11 protein-coding genes and 1 pseudogene are annotated in these 14,102 nt (G+C 70.6%); 5 read left to right on the top strand and 7 right to left on the bottom strand.

Annotated features, from left to right (window positions below; translation table 11 throughout):
* Positions 1-240: 240 nt before the first annotated feature.
* On the top strand, positions 241-1,521 hold the full coding sequence (locus AB0N06_RS13395) for a streptophobe family protein (protein ID WP_366134809.1): 1,281 nt from the start codon (positions 241-243) through the stop codon (positions 1,519-1,521).
* A 316-nt stretch (positions 1,522-1,837) separates the two neighbouring features.
* Here the strand turns inward: AB0N06_RS13395 and AB0N06_RS13390 are convergent, their stop codons facing one another.
* The 5 genes and pseudogenes from AB0N06_RS13390 to AB0N06_RS13370 all read right to left on the bottom strand — a co-directional run bounded on the left by AB0N06_RS13390 (position 1,838) and on the right by AB0N06_RS13370 (position 7,876).
* Positions 1,838-2,527: a hypothetical protein gene (locus tag AB0N06_RS13390; RefSeq protein ID WP_366134808.1), complete on the bottom strand. Its 690-nt coding sequence runs from the start codon at positions 2,525-2,527 to the stop codon at positions 1,838-1,840.
* Between the two features lie 15 nt (positions 2,528-2,542).
* Positions 2,543-4,897, bottom strand: coding sequence for an FHA domain-containing protein (locus AB0N06_RS13385; RefSeq protein ID WP_366134807.1), 2,355 nt, complete (start codon positions 4,895-4,897; stop codon positions 2,543-2,545).
* Positions 4,898-5,195: 298 nt separating this feature from the next.
* Positions 5,196-5,416 (bottom strand): annotated as a pseudogene (locus tag AB0N06_RS13380) (hypothetical protein); the annotation flags it as partial.
* A 37-nt stretch (positions 5,417-5,453) separates the two neighbouring features.
* A complete protein-coding gene (gene pgm, locus AB0N06_RS13375) occupies positions 5,454-7,094 on the bottom strand; it encodes a phosphoglucomutase (alpha-D-glucose-1,6-bisphosphate-dependent) (RefSeq protein WP_366134806.1) in 1,641 nt (546 codons plus the stop codon).
* Between the two features lie 47 nt (positions 7,095-7,141).
* Positions 7,142-7,876 carry a 4'-phosphopantetheinyl transferase superfamily protein gene (locus AB0N06_RS13370; RefSeq protein ID WP_366134805.1) on the bottom strand — a complete coding sequence of 245 codons (735 nt, stop codon included), beginning with the start codon at positions 7,874-7,876 and terminating at the stop codon, positions 7,142-7,144.
* Positions 7,877-8,249: 373 nt separating this feature from the next.
* Between AB0N06_RS13370 and AB0N06_RS13365 the strand changes: the two genes are divergently transcribed.
* On the top strand, positions 8,250-9,446 hold the full coding sequence (locus tag AB0N06_RS13365) for a S8 family peptidase (RefSeq protein WP_366134804.1): 1,197 nt from the start codon (positions 8,250-8,252) through the stop codon (positions 9,444-9,446).
* 126 nt (positions 9,447-9,572) lie between these two features.
* Positions 9,573-9,890, top strand: coding sequence for a cupin (locus tag AB0N06_RS13360; protein ID WP_366134803.1), 318 nt, complete (start codon positions 9,573-9,575; stop codon positions 9,888-9,890).
* Positions 9,891-9,988: 98 nt separating this feature from the next.
* On the opposite strand, the gene AB0N06_RS13355 is transcribed toward AB0N06_RS13360, so the two are convergent.
* On the bottom strand, positions 9,989-11,233 hold the full coding sequence (locus AB0N06_RS13355; protein WP_366134802.1) for an MFS transporter: 1,245 nt from the start codon (positions 11,231-11,233) through the stop codon (positions 9,989-9,991).
* Positions 11,234-11,313: 80 nt separating this feature from the next.
* On the opposite strand from AB0N06_RS13355, the gene AB0N06_RS13350 reads away from it, so the two are divergent.
* Complete coding sequence (locus AB0N06_RS13350; RefSeq protein WP_366134801.1) at positions 11,314-12,210, top strand: LysR family transcriptional regulator; 897 nt, start codon at positions 11,314-11,316, stop codon at positions 12,208-12,210.
* A 190-nt stretch (positions 12,211-12,400) separates the two neighbouring features.
* Here the strand turns inward: AB0N06_RS13350 and AB0N06_RS13345 are convergent, their stop codons facing one another.
* Complete coding sequence (locus tag AB0N06_RS13345) at positions 12,401-12,757, bottom strand: YciI family protein (RefSeq protein WP_366134800.1); 357 nt, start codon at positions 12,755-12,757, stop codon at positions 12,401-12,403.
* Between the two features lie 347 nt (positions 12,758-13,104).
* On the opposite strand from AB0N06_RS13345, the gene AB0N06_RS13340 reads away from it, so the two are divergent.
* Positions 13,105-13,989 (top strand): ABC transporter substrate-binding protein, encoded by an 885-nt coding sequence (locus AB0N06_RS13340; RefSeq protein WP_366134799.1) that lies wholly within the window; start codon positions 13,105-13,107, stop codon positions 13,987-13,989.
* Positions 13,990-14,102: the final 113 nt, after the last annotated feature.

Here is a 14,102-nt window from a genome sequence, read left to right as displayed (position 1 = left end):
CGCACCCCGGCCCCCGGCCGCGGTGCGCCGCCTGACGCCGGGGGTGCTGCGAGCCGTGGCGGTCACAGGCCTGACGACGGCGGTTGGGCACTCACGGGCTCTTCTTCCCCAGCGGAGGGATCAGTCCCAGCTTCTTCCGTTACCCGCCCATGGTGTGCCGGGTACTCGCGCGGCCTGCACGCTGACGCCGTCGGGCCCTCCCAAGGGGCGGATGGACGCGCTCCTGCCTAGCGTGGCAGCGTGAGCCACCAGGTATCCATCGACCGCAGCGGAGTGCCGCGCGCCGCGCACGGCTGGGGTGAAGCTCTCCTGGCCGTGCTCGCCGGTCTCGTGGTCATGGCAGCCACCGCTGCCCTCGGTCTCTGGGCGGCAGGTGCGAGCGGTCTCCCCGGGGGCGCGTTCGCGCGTGTCGTCGCGGCCGTCGTGGTGATGGCGGCGGGCGGTTCCGTCTCCCTCTCGGGAAACGCCGGGGAACTGGTCAGGACCCATGCGGAATTCTCGGTGCTTCCGCTGTCCGTGACTCTGGCCGGGGCCCTGGTCATCGCCGTTGGCTTTCTGCGGCCCCTGCGCCACCGGGCGGTCGCGGGCGCACGCGAACTGGCCGGCTGGGCCGCCCGGGTGGCGGTGCTGTGGGCGCTGGTCCTGATCGGCCTGTCACTCCTGGCCCGTCAGAGTTTCGAGATTCCTCTCCAGAATCCGACCGGGGATGTCACCGGTGACCTGCTGGCCGCCTCGTCGAAGGTCGGATTCAGGACTGACGTCCCGCCCACCCTGCTCCTCGGTCTGCTCTGGCTGGTGGGCGTCCTTGTCCTGGCTCTCGCCGTGTCGCGCAGCGCCCCGCTCCCGGCCCGCCTGCTGCGCTTCCAGGAGTCGGTGCGCCCGGCCGCGTACGCGATGGTGGCGCTGCTGCTCGCGTACGTCGTCCTGGGCGTGATCGTCGGACTCGTCGTCATGGTGACCCAGGGTCACCCGGCCGAGACGGTGGCCGTGATCCTCCTGGGGCTGCCGAACCTCGTCTGGCTCGCGTACACGCTCGGGCTCGGGGCAATCTGGGAGGGGAGGGTGGACGGGCCGTTCGGGCTGCCCATGCCGCAGGTGCTGGACTCCGTTCTGCGCACGCCGGACCTTTCCGTCCTCAGCGTGTCCACGCTCGCCGACCACGACGGCCGGGCCTGGTGGCTGGTCGTCGTCGCCGCCGTGCTGACCCTGGCCGCCGCCTTTCTCATGGCGGCCCGCTCGCCCGGCCGGATGCGGCCGTGGCGGCACGCCGTACACATGGCGGTGGCGCTCCTCCTCACCGTGCTGACCATCTGTCTCGTCGCCAGGGTCTCGGCGCACTACGGCCTGTCACTGCTGGGCATCGGGGACCTCGGCGGCGGTCTCGGCGGCGAGGTGACGCTGCGCCCGCGACTGGGATCCGCGCTCGTCGTCGCCGTCGCGTGGGGGCTGGTCGCCGGCTTCCTCGGTGGCCTGCTCGCCTCAAGGATCCACCGGCGGGGAGAAGTCCCGGCGGACGGCTGAGGCGGTGACAGACTTCGCCTCCCGTGCCGGCCCGGGGAACGCGGGCAGTGCCCACCGCGGCGCCGGCGGTGGTTCGGCCCCCGTCCCCGTGGCCCAGGCACCGATCCGCATGTCCACCTGCGTCGGCGGGTGGTTCTTCTGCACCGCGCCCCGGGCGGCACCGCGCAGTGGGCCATGCCGCGGCGGCCGATCTCGCTCTCCACCCGGTAGCCGGCGATCCGTCTGCCGAGCAAATCGGACGGGCGGCCCACGGGCAGCGCCATGTCCTGCCGGGGGTCGGGGGAGTGCAGGGGGCCCGGCGTGGGTGCGGAGGACATCACGCGTCACCCGTCCGGGTGGGTGGATGCGTGGTGTCCGCCCCGGACCGGTCGAAGGGCCGCAGGAGCTGTGTCGGCTCGGCATCGGCGGGATCCGCCGGGCGGTACGGGGCCACCCGCGCGGGGTCGACGATCTGTGTCGGCTCGGGCTCCGGTGCGTGCGCCTCGCCCGCTCCGCGGTCCGCGGGGGCAGTGCTCGGCCGACCGGGACCGCCCGAGGCCCCGTACGTACTCAGCTGGGTGCCGTCGCAGTACACCCAGCGCTCGTGCTCGGCGTCGTACAGCCACATCGCCTCGCCGTCGGCGACTATGCCCACCCGCAGCCCCTGGGTCCGGCGGCGGAAGGTCTCCCCGTCGATCCGGCCCTCGGCCAGCTCATCCGCGGCGCGCCGGTACTGGGTCAGCGACTCCTGGACCCGCGCCATCAGCGGCCGGGGGTCCGCGGTGCGCGCGAGCGGCTGTCCGGACTCCGACGGGCCGTGGGGGACGGAGACGAGCAGCCGGCCGTCGACCCATGCCGACCAGCCGTTGGCGCAGAGGATCTGTCCCCAGTCGCCCTGCCGGCCGAGCAGCTGGACGGGAAGCAGCGGGTCGAGCGGCTCGGTGGGCCGGGTCACGTCGGGTGCTTCCCCGGCGGACATCCCGTCCGGGGGGACCACGTGTGTGGGGCGGAATTCCGGTGTCGCCATGGGCTCCCGCCTCCACTACTTCCGCATGATGACGGGCTCGTGCCGGCGGAGCAGCCGCGCCACCACCAGTCCGAAGACGACCGACAGCGCCACCAGCATCCCCATGTTCAGCAGCCACGCTTCCGCGGAGTGATCGAACAGCGGATCCGAGCTCACCTTTCCCGGCACGATCCTGGCGAGCCCGATGGTCCCGCCCATCGCCGCGAGCGCCCACCGCGACGGCACCAGCCACGCCAGCTGCTCCAACCCGGGCACCCCGTGCAGTTTCAGCAGCGCACCGCAGAACACGACCTGGACGATGGCGAGGAGCACCAGCAGCGGCATGGTGGTCTCCTCCTTGTGCACCAGCGCGGAGACGACGAGACCGAGCATCATTGCCGTGAACGACAACAGGGCCACGGCCAGCGTGATTTCGACCAGTGGTGACAGGAGAACGCCTTTGCCGCCCGGGGCGTTCAGATCGACGCCCACCAGACCGACCAGGGTCAGCACCACCGCCTGCAGCACCGTGACGGTGCCCAGGACAACCACTTTGGACATCAGATACGCCGATCTGGACAGTCCGACGGCCCGCTCCCGCTGATAGATCGCCCGCTCCTTGACCAGCTCCCGTACGGCATTGGCTGCGCCGGTCAGCACGCTGCCCACACAGAGGATCAGCAGCGCGTTGATCGCCGTGTCCTGGGTCAGCCGGCTACCGGCCAGGGCCCGGGTCATCGCGCCCATCACGAACGGCAGAGCGATCATGATGGCCAGGAAGGTCCGGTCGGCGCTCAGCGCGGCGGCGTACCGGCGGACCAGCGTCCACAGTTGAGCACCCCTGCTCCGGGTTTTCGGCGGCGGTGCGACCGGGGCGGCCGCGGCGTGCGGCAGCCTGGGCTGCGCGCTGGAGTTCGCGATGTACTGCCGGTGGAACGGGGAGGCGCGGTACTCCGCCGACCATTTCCGGTCCCGGTCGTTCTCGAATGCCTCGAACGCCTCGGGCCACTGCTCGAACCCGAAGAAGGCGAGCGCGTCGTCCGGCGGCCCGTAGAAGGCGGTCTTCCCGCCGGGGGCCAGGACCAGCAGCCGGTGGCAGACATCGAGGCTGAGCACACTGTGCGTGACGACGATGACCGTACGCCCGTCGTCGGCGAGTTTGCGGAGCATATGCATGACCGAGCGGTCCATACCGGGGTCGAGCCCCGAGGTCGGCTCGTCGAGGAAGAGCAACGACGGCCTCGTCAGCAACTCCAGCGCGATGCTGACGCGCTTGCGCTGGCCGCCGGAGAGGCTGTGGATCGACTGTTCCGTCCGCTTTTCCAGACCCAGCTCACGGATCACTTCGGTGACCCTGGCCCGGCGTTCCGACGGGGCCGTGTCGTGCGGGAAGCGGAGCTCGGCGGCGTACCCGAGGGCGCGGCGCACGGTCAGCTGGGAGTGCAGGATGTCGTCCTGCGGGACGAGCCCGATGCGATGGCGCAGCTCGGCGTAGTCGTGGTACAGGTCGCGGCCGTCGTAAAGGACGCTGCCCTCGTCGGCCGGGCGGAGGCCGGTCAGTGCGTTGAGCAGGGTGGACTTACCCGAGCCGCTCGGACCCACCACGCCGAGCAGGCACTTCTCGCCCACTGGGAAGGAGACCTGGTCGAGCAAGGTCTTGCGGCCCCGGTCCACCGTGACCTCCAGGTCCTGCACGTCGAGCGAGACCTCACCGGTGTCGACGAACTCCTGCAGCACGTCGCCGACCAGAGAGAACTCGGAGTGACCGATACCGACGATGTCACCGGCGGCGACCGGGGCGCGGCCGACCAGCTGGCCGTTGAGATACGTCCCGTTGTGTGAGCCGAGGTCGACGATCTCGTATGTGCCGTCCGGATGCGCCCGCAGTTCGGCGTGCCGGTGCGAGACGGTCAGGTCGTCGACGACGAGGTCGTTGTCGGCGGTGCGGCCGATGCGTACGGTATGGACGGGCCGCGGTCGCACGACGGTCGGCTGGCGGAACGTACCGGTGGCGGCCGGCATGGAGACGGTGGACGGGCGGTCCGCCGGATGCAGCGCGGGGGCCGGGGGCTCCCGACCGACCAGAACGGCACACGGCCCGTCCGCGGGATGACCGAACCGGATGACGCTGCCGGGTCCTACGCCCGATTCATGGATACGCCTGCCCCCGGTGTACGTACCATTCGTGCTGTTCTCGTCCTCCAGGGACCAGTGGTCGGCCACGGGCCGGAGCACCGCATGGTGCCACGAGACCCGGTCATCGTCGATGACGATGTCGCTCAGCGGGTCGCGGCCGACGTGGTAATCCCGGCTCGGGCTTATCACCGTGGGTCCTGCGTCGGTTTCGAGAATGAGCTCGGGCGCAGTCGACGCGACAGGCCTCTCGGACATGGTCAAATTCTATCTATTGGTAGGGATATCTGCTCATGGGTGCACCCCGGGCCGCGCGGTCGGAACATGGCGGCCTCACGGGGGCCGGCAGCGCGGCGGAGGATGCGCACGCCGCGAGGGAGGCAGACTGGCCCTGGCCTTGCCCACGAGCCACAAGGCCAGGACCAGCGTCTGTCCTGTGGATCTTGACCGAGGATCGTCCTCGTACTGGACGTACTTGGGCGACTGAAGACAGCGCAGCGAGGTGCCGTGCCAGGCGTTCCGAGCCCACGAAGATCGGCAGGACAGGACCTGGCGGTCACACTCCGATGAAGCTCACTGTTTCTGTCATGTCCGCCCGCCCGGTACGCAGCCGGGGCACGCCTTCCTTCTCGAATTGCAGAACAGTACGACCGGCGACCCGAACGCCTCCGAGTTCAAGGCGGCGATCTTCATGGGCCTGTCGGGGGCGTCGCGCTCGATTCCCAGCGCTTCGTACCGCTGGGCGGCCGCGGCGGAAAAGCGGTCCAGATACGGCGGGGTGGGCGACCGCGTCGGGAGGCAGCTTTCCGACCGCTCAGGCGCCCAGTGCCGCCGAGACCACGGCCTTGGCCTCGTCCTGCACCTGGTCGAGGTGATCGGACCCGAGGAACGACTCCGCGTAGATCTTGTAGACGTCCTCGGTGCCCGAGGGGCGGGCGGCGAACCAGGCGTTCTCCGTGGTCACCTTGATGCCGCCGATCGGTGCGCCGTTGCCGGGAGCCGAGGTGAGCACCGCCGTGACCGGTTCGCCGGCCAGCGTGTCGGCCGCGACCTGCTCCGGCGAGAGCTTGGCGAGTACCGCCTTCTGTTCACGGTTCGCGGGGGCATCGATGCGGGCGTACGCGGGCTCGCCGAAGCGGGCGGTGAGCCCGGCGTAGTGCTCGGACGGCGACTTCCCCGTCACGGCGAGGATCTCCGAGGCAAGCAGCGCCAGGATGATGCCGTCCTTGTCGGTCGTCCACACCGATCCGTCACGGCGCAGGAACGACGCGCCGGCCGACTCCTCGCCGCCGAATCCGAGCGACCCGTCGACCAGACCGTCCACGAACCACTTGAAGCCGACCGGCACCTCGACCAGCCGCCGCCCGAGAGCGTCGGCGACCCGGTCGATCATCCCCGACGACACCAGGGTCTTGCCGACGCCCGCCGTGTTCGGCCACTGATCACGGTGCGCGTACAGGTAGTTGATGGCGACGGCGAGATAGTGGTTCGGGTTCATCAGCCCGCCGTCCGGGGTCACGATGCCGTGCCGGTCCGCATCGGCGTCGTTCCCCGTCGCGATCCGATACCGGTCCCGTTGACCGATCAGCGAAGCCATCGCGTACGGCGAGGAGCAGTCCATCCGGATCTTGCCGTCCCAGTCCAGCGTCATGAACCGCCAGGTGGGGTCGGTCAGCGGATTGACGACGGTCAGATCGAGCCGGTGCTGCTCGGCGATACGGCCCCAGTACGCGACCGACGCGCCGCCCAGCGGGTCCGCGCCGATCCGGACCCCGGCCGCGCGGATCGCGTCGAGGTCGAGCACGGACGGCAGGTCCGTGACGTAGGTGCCGAGGAAGTCGTACGTGGAGGTGGTCGGCGCCGCCAGCGCGCGGACGTACGGCAGCCTCCGTACGTCCTTCATGCCGGCCGCGATGATGGCGTTGGCCCGCTCCTGGATCCAGCCGGTCGCCTCGGACCCGGCGGGGCCGCCGTTCGACGGGTTGTACTTGAATCCGCCGTCGCTCGGCGGGTTGTGCGACGGAGTGACCACCACGCCGTCGGCGAGACCGGAGGTACGGCCCCGGTTGTGGGCGAGGATGGCGTGCGACACCGCCGGGGTGGGGGTGTAGCCGTCGGCCGAGTCGATCAGCACAGTCACGTCATTGGCGGCGAACACCTCGATCGCGGTGACACGTGCGGGCTCGGACAGCGCATGGGTGTCGGATCCGAGGAACAGCGGACCGGCCGTGCCCTGCTGGGCCCGGTACTCGCTGATGGCCTGACTGGTCGCGGCGATGTGGTCCTCGTTGAACGCCGTGGCCGTCGACGTCCCGCGGTGACCCGAGGTGCCGAACGCCACCCGCTGGTCCGGCTCGGCCGGATCGGGATGCAACGTGTAATACGCCGTCACCAGCCTGGCCACATCGGTCAGGTCCTCCGGACGTGCCTGCTGTCCGGCTCGTTCGTGCGGCATGTGCCCACTCCTCCGTATCGGTCGGTCGTTGCGATCTGCCCGCCGGATCAGTTTCCCCGATGGCCGGCGTTGACCGGTGGCTGCCCTGCAGTACGCACCGCCACGGCGGCGGCGTACCCGGCGGGGACCAGCACATCGGTGACGGTCCAGCCCGGGGGGCCGGGCTCCGGCAGGGGGCCGGTGCCCAGATGGTCCAGCGAGAGCTCGCGTGCGAGCCCGATCCCCTCGCCCTTCAGATAGGCCTCTTTGCGGGTCCACGCCCGGGCGAAGGCGACGGGCCTGTCCTCCGCGCGGAGTTCTGCCAGCTCCTTTACCTCCGCCGGATGCAGCATCGCCCCGACGTTCGCAGCGGCCTCGCCGTTCGGTACCGCCTCCACGTCCACCCCGACCGGCGTGGCGGCGAACGCCAGCAGCGACAGGTCCCGGCTGTGCGACAGGGAGAAATGCACTCCGCCGTCGGTCGCCGGACGGCCGTGCGGACCACCGCAGGACGGGCACGGCTCACGGACCAGCCGCACCTCACGTGGTTCGACACCCAGCCGGGCGCCGAGCAGCATCCGCAGCGCCACATGGGCCGTGACATAGCAGCGCCGGTCGGCCGGAGCGACGAAACTCCCGGCACGCCGCTGTTCCCCGGCGTCGAGAATTCCCTGCGCGAGCCGCTCGGCCGCATCACCGTGCCGCACCGCGTCCACGATCCACAGGTCAGGTACCCCGGCAGGCCAGGAGGGCAGCACGCCCCAGGCGTCGTCCGCAAGGTCGAACTCGATGGGCTGATGCACCGGTCGGATCATCTCCAATCACCTGGTGAACGCCGTGAGGGAGTGTCATCGGCGCGGGGAGCAGGGCCAATTCTATGGAGACCCCGACCGGGCGGCACGGATTCGTCCACGACGTGCGCAGGTCACCGCGCCAGGGAAGAACGAGATGACACCCCATCATTCCGCGTCGGCCGACCCCGTACTCCTGCGGAAGGCCACCGTCGAGGACGCGGCGCCCCTCACCGGGTTCGTCCCTCATGCACCGGCTCCGACGGGTGTGGACGCGACCTGTTGCGCTGTCCGGATGATCACGCTCAAGGCGGCAGTGGGTCCCGGACGAAGGACAGGTGTCCGCTCTTGTTCGCGCTCGAACCAGGCATTCCAGGAGTCATGCATGCGTTTGCGTACACGATGGGCGTCGGCTGCCCTGCTGCTGCTCGTACCGCTGTTGAGCAGTGCCTACGCTGCCGCCGCCGTTCCGGGAGACGCCGGCGTCGTGGTGGAACGTTCCACGCGGGCCGTTCCGGGGCAGTACATCGTCACCCTCGAGCCCGAGTACTCGGCGTCCTCCGCCATGGAGCAGCTCGGCGTGAAGCCTCTGTTCACGTACAACAGTGTGCTGCGCGGTTTCGCCGCCGTGCTCAGCCCCGCTCAGCTGGCCACGGTCCGTTCGTCACCCGGAGTGGCGGCGGTCGAGGAGAACTCCGTGGTCACTGTGAGTGAGCCGCCCGCCGCGACCGCCGCCGTGCCGTCGCGCTCCGCGCTCACGGCGGCGAGTTGGGGACTGGACCGGATCGACCAGCGGAAGCTTCCGCTCGACCACGCGTACAACGTGGCGGCCACCGGCCGGGGCGTCACGGCGTACGTCGTCGACACCGGAATCGACACCCGGAACAGTGAGTTCGGGGGGCGTGCCGTCGTCGGATTCGATGCCGTCTCCGACGGTCACGCCGGTCAGGACTGCCATGGCCACGGCACGCATGTGGCGGGCACGATCGGCGGTGCCACCTACGGAGTCGCCCGACAGGTGTCCCTCGTCGCCGTGCGCGTTCTCAACTGCACGGGGAATGGGACCACGGCCGGGATGCTGGCCGGATTCGACTGGGTGGCCAGGCATGCCAAGCAGCCCGCGGTCCTGAACGCCTCGCTCGGCGGCCCGGGGTCCGCGGCGGTCGACGACGCCATTGACGCCATTGCGGCCCGGGGGACCCTGCCCGTCGTCGCGGCGGGGAACAGTTCGTTGGACGCCTGCACCCTCTCCCCGGCCCGCGCGGCACACGTGGTCACGGTCGCGGCCAGCGACGCTCAGGACCGGCAGACCAGCTTCAGCAACTACGGCCCCTGCGTGGAGATGTACGCCCCCGGCTCGGCGATCGTATCGGCCAAGCTCGGCGGTGGTTCCGTGGCCATGAGCGGAACCTCCATGGCCAGCCCTCATGTTGCCGGGGTCGCCGCTCTCTACAAGCAGTGGAAGCCGGCCGCCACGCCGAACGACCTCACTCGCTGGCTCGTCGACCAGTCGACCAAGAACGTCCTGTCGTCCCTGGGCGCGGGTTCGCCGAACCGGCTCCTCTACACCGCGGGGCTCTGATCCCGATCCGCTGAAGCCGTCCGACCGGCGGGGTCCGCATCCGAGGGCCCCGCTTGCTGCTGTGCGGAGCACAGACGGCGGCGCGGGCGGATCGCGGCGGTTCCGGGGCTGCGGCACAGTGGTCGTATGGATGATCTCAACGCCCTCGCCGACGAGTATCTGGCCGCCGCCCGTACGTCCCCGCACGGCCGCAGCGCCCACCTGCTGCTGCGGCAGGAGCCCCTGCGGCAGACGGTCATCGCGCTCACCGCGGGCTCGGCCCTCGACGAGCACAACGCGCCGCCCGCCGCCTCGCTCCAGGTCCTGCGGGGGTCCGTCCGCCTCACCGCGGCCTCCGGCGACGTGGAAGTGACCGCCGGAGGGCTGCAGCCCATCCCGCACGAACGGCACGGACTGCTGGCACTGCAGGACGCGGTGGTGCTGCTGACCGCGGTCAACGACTGACAGTGAGGATGTGACGTGGTGACGCTGCTGGTGGGTCCGACTCGTAGGCTGGCTGACGTCTCGACCGTCCTGTTCGGGATGTGTCGGCCCGCCGGGCGTCACCACGCACGCGGCCGGACCCGTACCCGCTCCAGCACCCAGAGCACGAAGCTGCCCGCCGCAAGCGAACCGCCCAGGACACAGATGCCGGTCCAGCCCGCGCGTGACCAGACCACCGAGGCGAGTGCCGCTCCCGCGGCCCCGCCCAGGAAGAAGAGGGTCATGAACCCGGAGTTGATCCGGTTGCGGGCCTCCGGGCGGAGCGCGTAGACCACGTTCTGACTGCTGTTGAGGGCCGCCTGCTGAGCCACGTTCAGCGAGATCACGCCGAGCGCGAGCCACAGCAGCGAGGACTCGCCGGCGAGAAGCAGCAGCCAGGAGAGGGCGAGCAGGGCGGCCGAGGCCCCGGAGACCGCCTGCACACGGCCGCGGTCGCTCAGCCGGGCCGCGAAGTTCATGCCCACCACACCGATGACGCCCACGAGCCCGAAGAGTCCGATCGCGGCCGCGTTCCAGTTGTAGGGCGCCCGGGTCAGCAGGAAGGTCAGCGCGGTCAGCTGCACGCTGTACGAGGCCATGGAGAAGGCGGCGACGGCGGACCGCCAGCGCAGCAGGGGCTCCGTGCGCAGCAGGGAGAGGGTGGAACGCAGCAGCCCGGCGTATCCCGTCGGGGCGGTGTCGTCCGACCGGGGCAGCCGGGGCAGATGGCGATGCAGGAGCACCGCCATGGCCGCCATGAGCAGGGCGTTCACCCAGTACGCAGTCCGCCAGCCGCCGAGTTCCGACAGCGCGCCGGAGGCCAGACGCCCGACCAGGCCGCCCAGCAGGACGCCCGACATGACGAGGCCGACGATCCTGCCGCGTTCGGCCGGAGCCGCGAGAGTCGCCGCGAACGGCACCACGACCTGGGCGCCGACGGAGGTGAGCGCCGTGAGCGCCGTCCCGGCGATCAGCAGGGGACCGGTGGGAGCACCGGCGGTCAGCAGCAGGAAGAGTGCCGTCAGTGCGAACAGGCCCACCGCCAGCTTTCGGCGGTCCATGACGTCCCCGAGCGGAACCAGCAGGATCAGGCCGAGCGCGTAGCCACCCTGGGCGGCGGTCACGATCAGCCCCGCCGCTGTGACACCGATGTGCAGATTCGCCTCGATCACGTCGAGGAGCGGCTGCGCGAAGTAGTTGCCCGCGGCCGAGAGCCCGGCCGCGACGGCCATCAGGAGAACGAGCCCGCGGCCGAGGACGGGCGACGCCTCGGGCGGGATCGGCAGAGCCGTGCTGCGCCGTAGCGCCTGTGTGGAGTGAGCCATGCCCCTCAGCCTCGGGGACAGAACATCAATGAGTCCAACACATGTTTTTCATTCGATCGATCGTGGTTCACGATAGGTGGATGGAGCTTCAGCAGATGCGGTACGTGGTGGCGGTGGCGGAGCTGGAAAACTTCACGCGCGCCGCGAAGAAATGCCTGGTCGTCCAGTCGGCCCTGAGTCATCAGATCGCCCGACTGGAGAAGGAGCTCGGCGCCCGGCTGTTCGATCGCACGAGTCGTCAGGTCCGGCTCACCGCCGCCGGTGAGGCGTTCCTGCCAGCGGCCCGGCAGGCGCTGGACGCGGCCGAGCGGGCCCGCGCCGAGGTGACGGCAGCGGCGGGGGAGATCAGCGGGCGTCTCGGGATCGGGGCGATCCCGACGCTCTCCGCGGTCGACATCCCGGCCGCATTGCGGGAGTTCCATCTCCGGCACCCGAAGGTCCGTATCGACCTGAGGGAAGGGGCGAGCAAGGACCTCGTCCAGGAAGTGCAGGACGGGACGCTCGACGTGGCGTTTCTCGGTGTACTGCCGAGTTACCGGCCGAAGGGCGTGCGCGACCGCGAACTGGGGCGCGGGGAACTCGCCGCCGTGGTGGCGCCCGGCCACCCGCTGGCCGATGAGTCCCAGGTGGACCTGGAACGGCTGGCTCGGGAGACGTTCGTCGACTACCCCGCCGGGACCGCGGCCCGTGCCCAGTCGGAGGAGGCCTTCGAGGCGTCCGGACTCACCCGTGAAGTGGCGTTCGAGGTCAGCGGAACCGATTTCATCGTTCGGTTGGTACGCAGCGGACTGGTCGTCGCTCTCCTGCCCGCCGCGTTCGCGGCGGAACTGACGGGGCTCACCGTGCTTCCGGTGCGCAACGCGCCCGCACGGACGGAACGGCTGGTGTGGAGCCGGTTCCGCCCCACACCGGCGGCTGCGGCATTCCTGGCGGGTCTGGACATCGGGGACGGCGCACTTTGTTCCAAGACCCCCTGAGGAGAGAATTTCGGCAACGCCTCGCAGGGCTCGTGTCCCCTGTCGATGTCGTCGAATGCGCGCACGAGTACCGCCACCGAGCGGCCGTACTCCTCGCGGAAGAGACGCTCGATGTCCGCGGTGAGTACGGTCGGCGCGCCGGTGGGACGGGGCGGCTCGGCGGCGTCGGGATGCCGGGAGGCGTCGGTCATCAGCCCTCCACCTCACCCTCGAACGGCCGGACCTCGATGGGCAAGGTGATCGCCCGCGCGGCCTTGCGGCCCCAGTCGAGGGCGGCATCCCGATCGGGCGCCTTGATGATGCACAGCCCGCCGAGGTACTCCTTCCCCTCGGCGTACGGGCCGTCGGTGAGGAGTGTGTCCCCGTCCGTCGCCCGCACCACGGTGGCCGTGCTCGGGGCGTTCAGTCCTCCGGCGAACACCCAGGCCCCGGCCTCCCGGAGCTCCTGGTGGAAGACCTCCACGTTCCGCATGATCCCTTCCAGCACCTCGGGGGCGGGCATCTCGTCCCCGGTCGGCGTGATCACGCTGAGCAGGTAGTGCTTCATTGTGTTCCTCCTGGGGTGCGACGTCGGCACCGTGCCGACGTCTCACCTTCTATGGGAATGGCTGCTGCCCGGATCGACACGCATCACAGTCGTGTCCCGAAGAATTTTTTTGCCGGACCCGTAAAGGACGTTGTCCCGTCGCACCGCCCAGCACGGCCGGTCGCCACGTTGGCCAAAAGCCCTGGTAGCTCCGCTACAAGGACGTCCGGCGCCTTGCGATCGGCCGAAAGTGGTGTACGGGACGGGCGCCGCGCCGAGGGATGCCCCAGCAAGGACCTGGGCAGGTAGTGGTGTACGAGCCGGACCGGGGCCGGGCAGTCGGGTGCAGAAGCAGAAGGGTGTGCGATGTGAGCGAGCGGACCGAGTGGCAGTTCTCCGACGACCGTGGACAACTGTCGAGTGCCGGGCGGCGCCCGTCGCGTGTGCTCGCCTATGTCCAGGCCGGAGCCACGCTGTGGGACCACGGGATACGTCCGAGCGGGATCTTCGGATCGGACCACGACGGCGAGTCGCCCGACCGGGCCAAGACCGGGTCGCTGCCGCTCACGGAGGTCGACTATCTCGGTGCGGGCAGCGTCCTGGACGTGGACACCCTCCTGCGGGGCGAGCCGGACCTCGTGGTGGCCGTCAGCTACGGGGGAGGGCATGTCTACGGGCTGGCCCCGGAGACCGCCAAGCACCTGGAGGAGCACGTTCCGGTCGTTGTGATCGACGTGGGCCAGGCACGCACCCTCGCCGGCATCGGTGACCGGTTCGCCGAGCTGGCCCGCTCGCTCGGGGCCGAGGAGGGAGGGTCGTCGGCGACGCAGGACCTGGAAGCAGCCCGGGAGCGGCTGCGTGGTCTCGCCGCCGGTCCGTCCCGGCCCCGGGTCCTCGCCCTGTCACCGGCGGGGCAGGACCAGGCGCATCTCGCGCGTCCCCGCATGTGGCCGGAGCTGCGCGTACTGGCGGAGCTGGGCGTCGACGTCCTTGAACCGGCCGCCGGGCCCGGTGCCAACTGGTCCACGGTCGGCTGGGCGGAGGCGGCGGCCCTCCGTCCCAGGATCCTGCTCACCGACATCCGGTCCAATGCCACACCCCTGGACCGGCTCCGGTCGAATGCTGACTGGTCGGCGCTGGAGCGGGCGGCCGCGGTGGTGCCGTGGAATCCGGAACCTGTCTGCAGCCCCCGGGCCCGTGCACGGTTCCTGACGCTGGTGGCCGAAGCGGTGGAGGCGGCGCAGGGCCGGTAAGAGGCCGCGCACAGAGGTGGGTGGAGGAAGGAGCGGGGCGAGGGGCAAGCCTGGCAAGGCGGAGGAGGGAGGCGACGCGGAGGGGGCCCCTCCCATGCCTTTCGGGCTATGGG

It is taken from the genome of Streptomyces sp. NPDC051020 (assembly GCF_040683105.1).
In the GTDB taxonomy this organism is placed as follows: domain Bacteria; phylum Actinomycetota; class Actinomycetes; order Streptomycetales; family Streptomycetaceae; genus Streptomyces.
Note: the sequence above shows the minus strand (reverse complement) of the source record. Positions and strands in the feature narration are given on the sequence as shown.

Bases quoted from the DNA above. Each gene is read 5' to 3' on its own strand.
- AB0N06_RS13345 (WP_366134800.1), bottom strand. From the start codon at position 12,757: ATGAAGCACTACCTGCTCAGCGTGATCACGCCGACCGGGGACGAGATG.
- AB0N06_RS13350 (WP_366134801.1), top strand. From the start codon at position 11,314: ATGGAGCTTCAGCAGATGCGGTACGTGGTGGCGGTGGCGGAGCTGGAA.
- pgm (WP_366134806.1), bottom strand. From the start codon at position 7,094: ATGCCGCACGAACGAGCCGGACAGCAGGCACGTCCGGAGGACCTGACC.
- AB0N06_RS13360 (WP_366134803.1), top strand. From the start codon at position 9,573: ATGGATGATCTCAACGCCCTCGCCGACGAGTATCTGGCCGCCGCCCGT.
- AB0N06_RS13385 (WP_366134807.1), bottom strand. From the start codon at position 4,897: ATGTCCGAGAGGCCTGTCGCGTCGACTGCGCCCGAGCTCATTCTCGAA.
- AB0N06_RS13355 (WP_366134802.1), bottom strand. From the start codon at position 11,233: ATGGCTCACTCCACACAGGCGCTACGGCGCAGCACGGCTCTGCCGATC.
- AB0N06_RS13390 (WP_366134808.1), bottom strand. From the start codon at position 2,527: ATGGCGACACCGGAATTCCGCCCCACACACGTGGTCCCCCCGGACGGG.
- AB0N06_RS13365 (WP_366134804.1), top strand. From the start codon at position 8,250: ATGCGTTTGCGTACACGATGGGCGTCGGCTGCCCTGCTGCTGCTCGTA.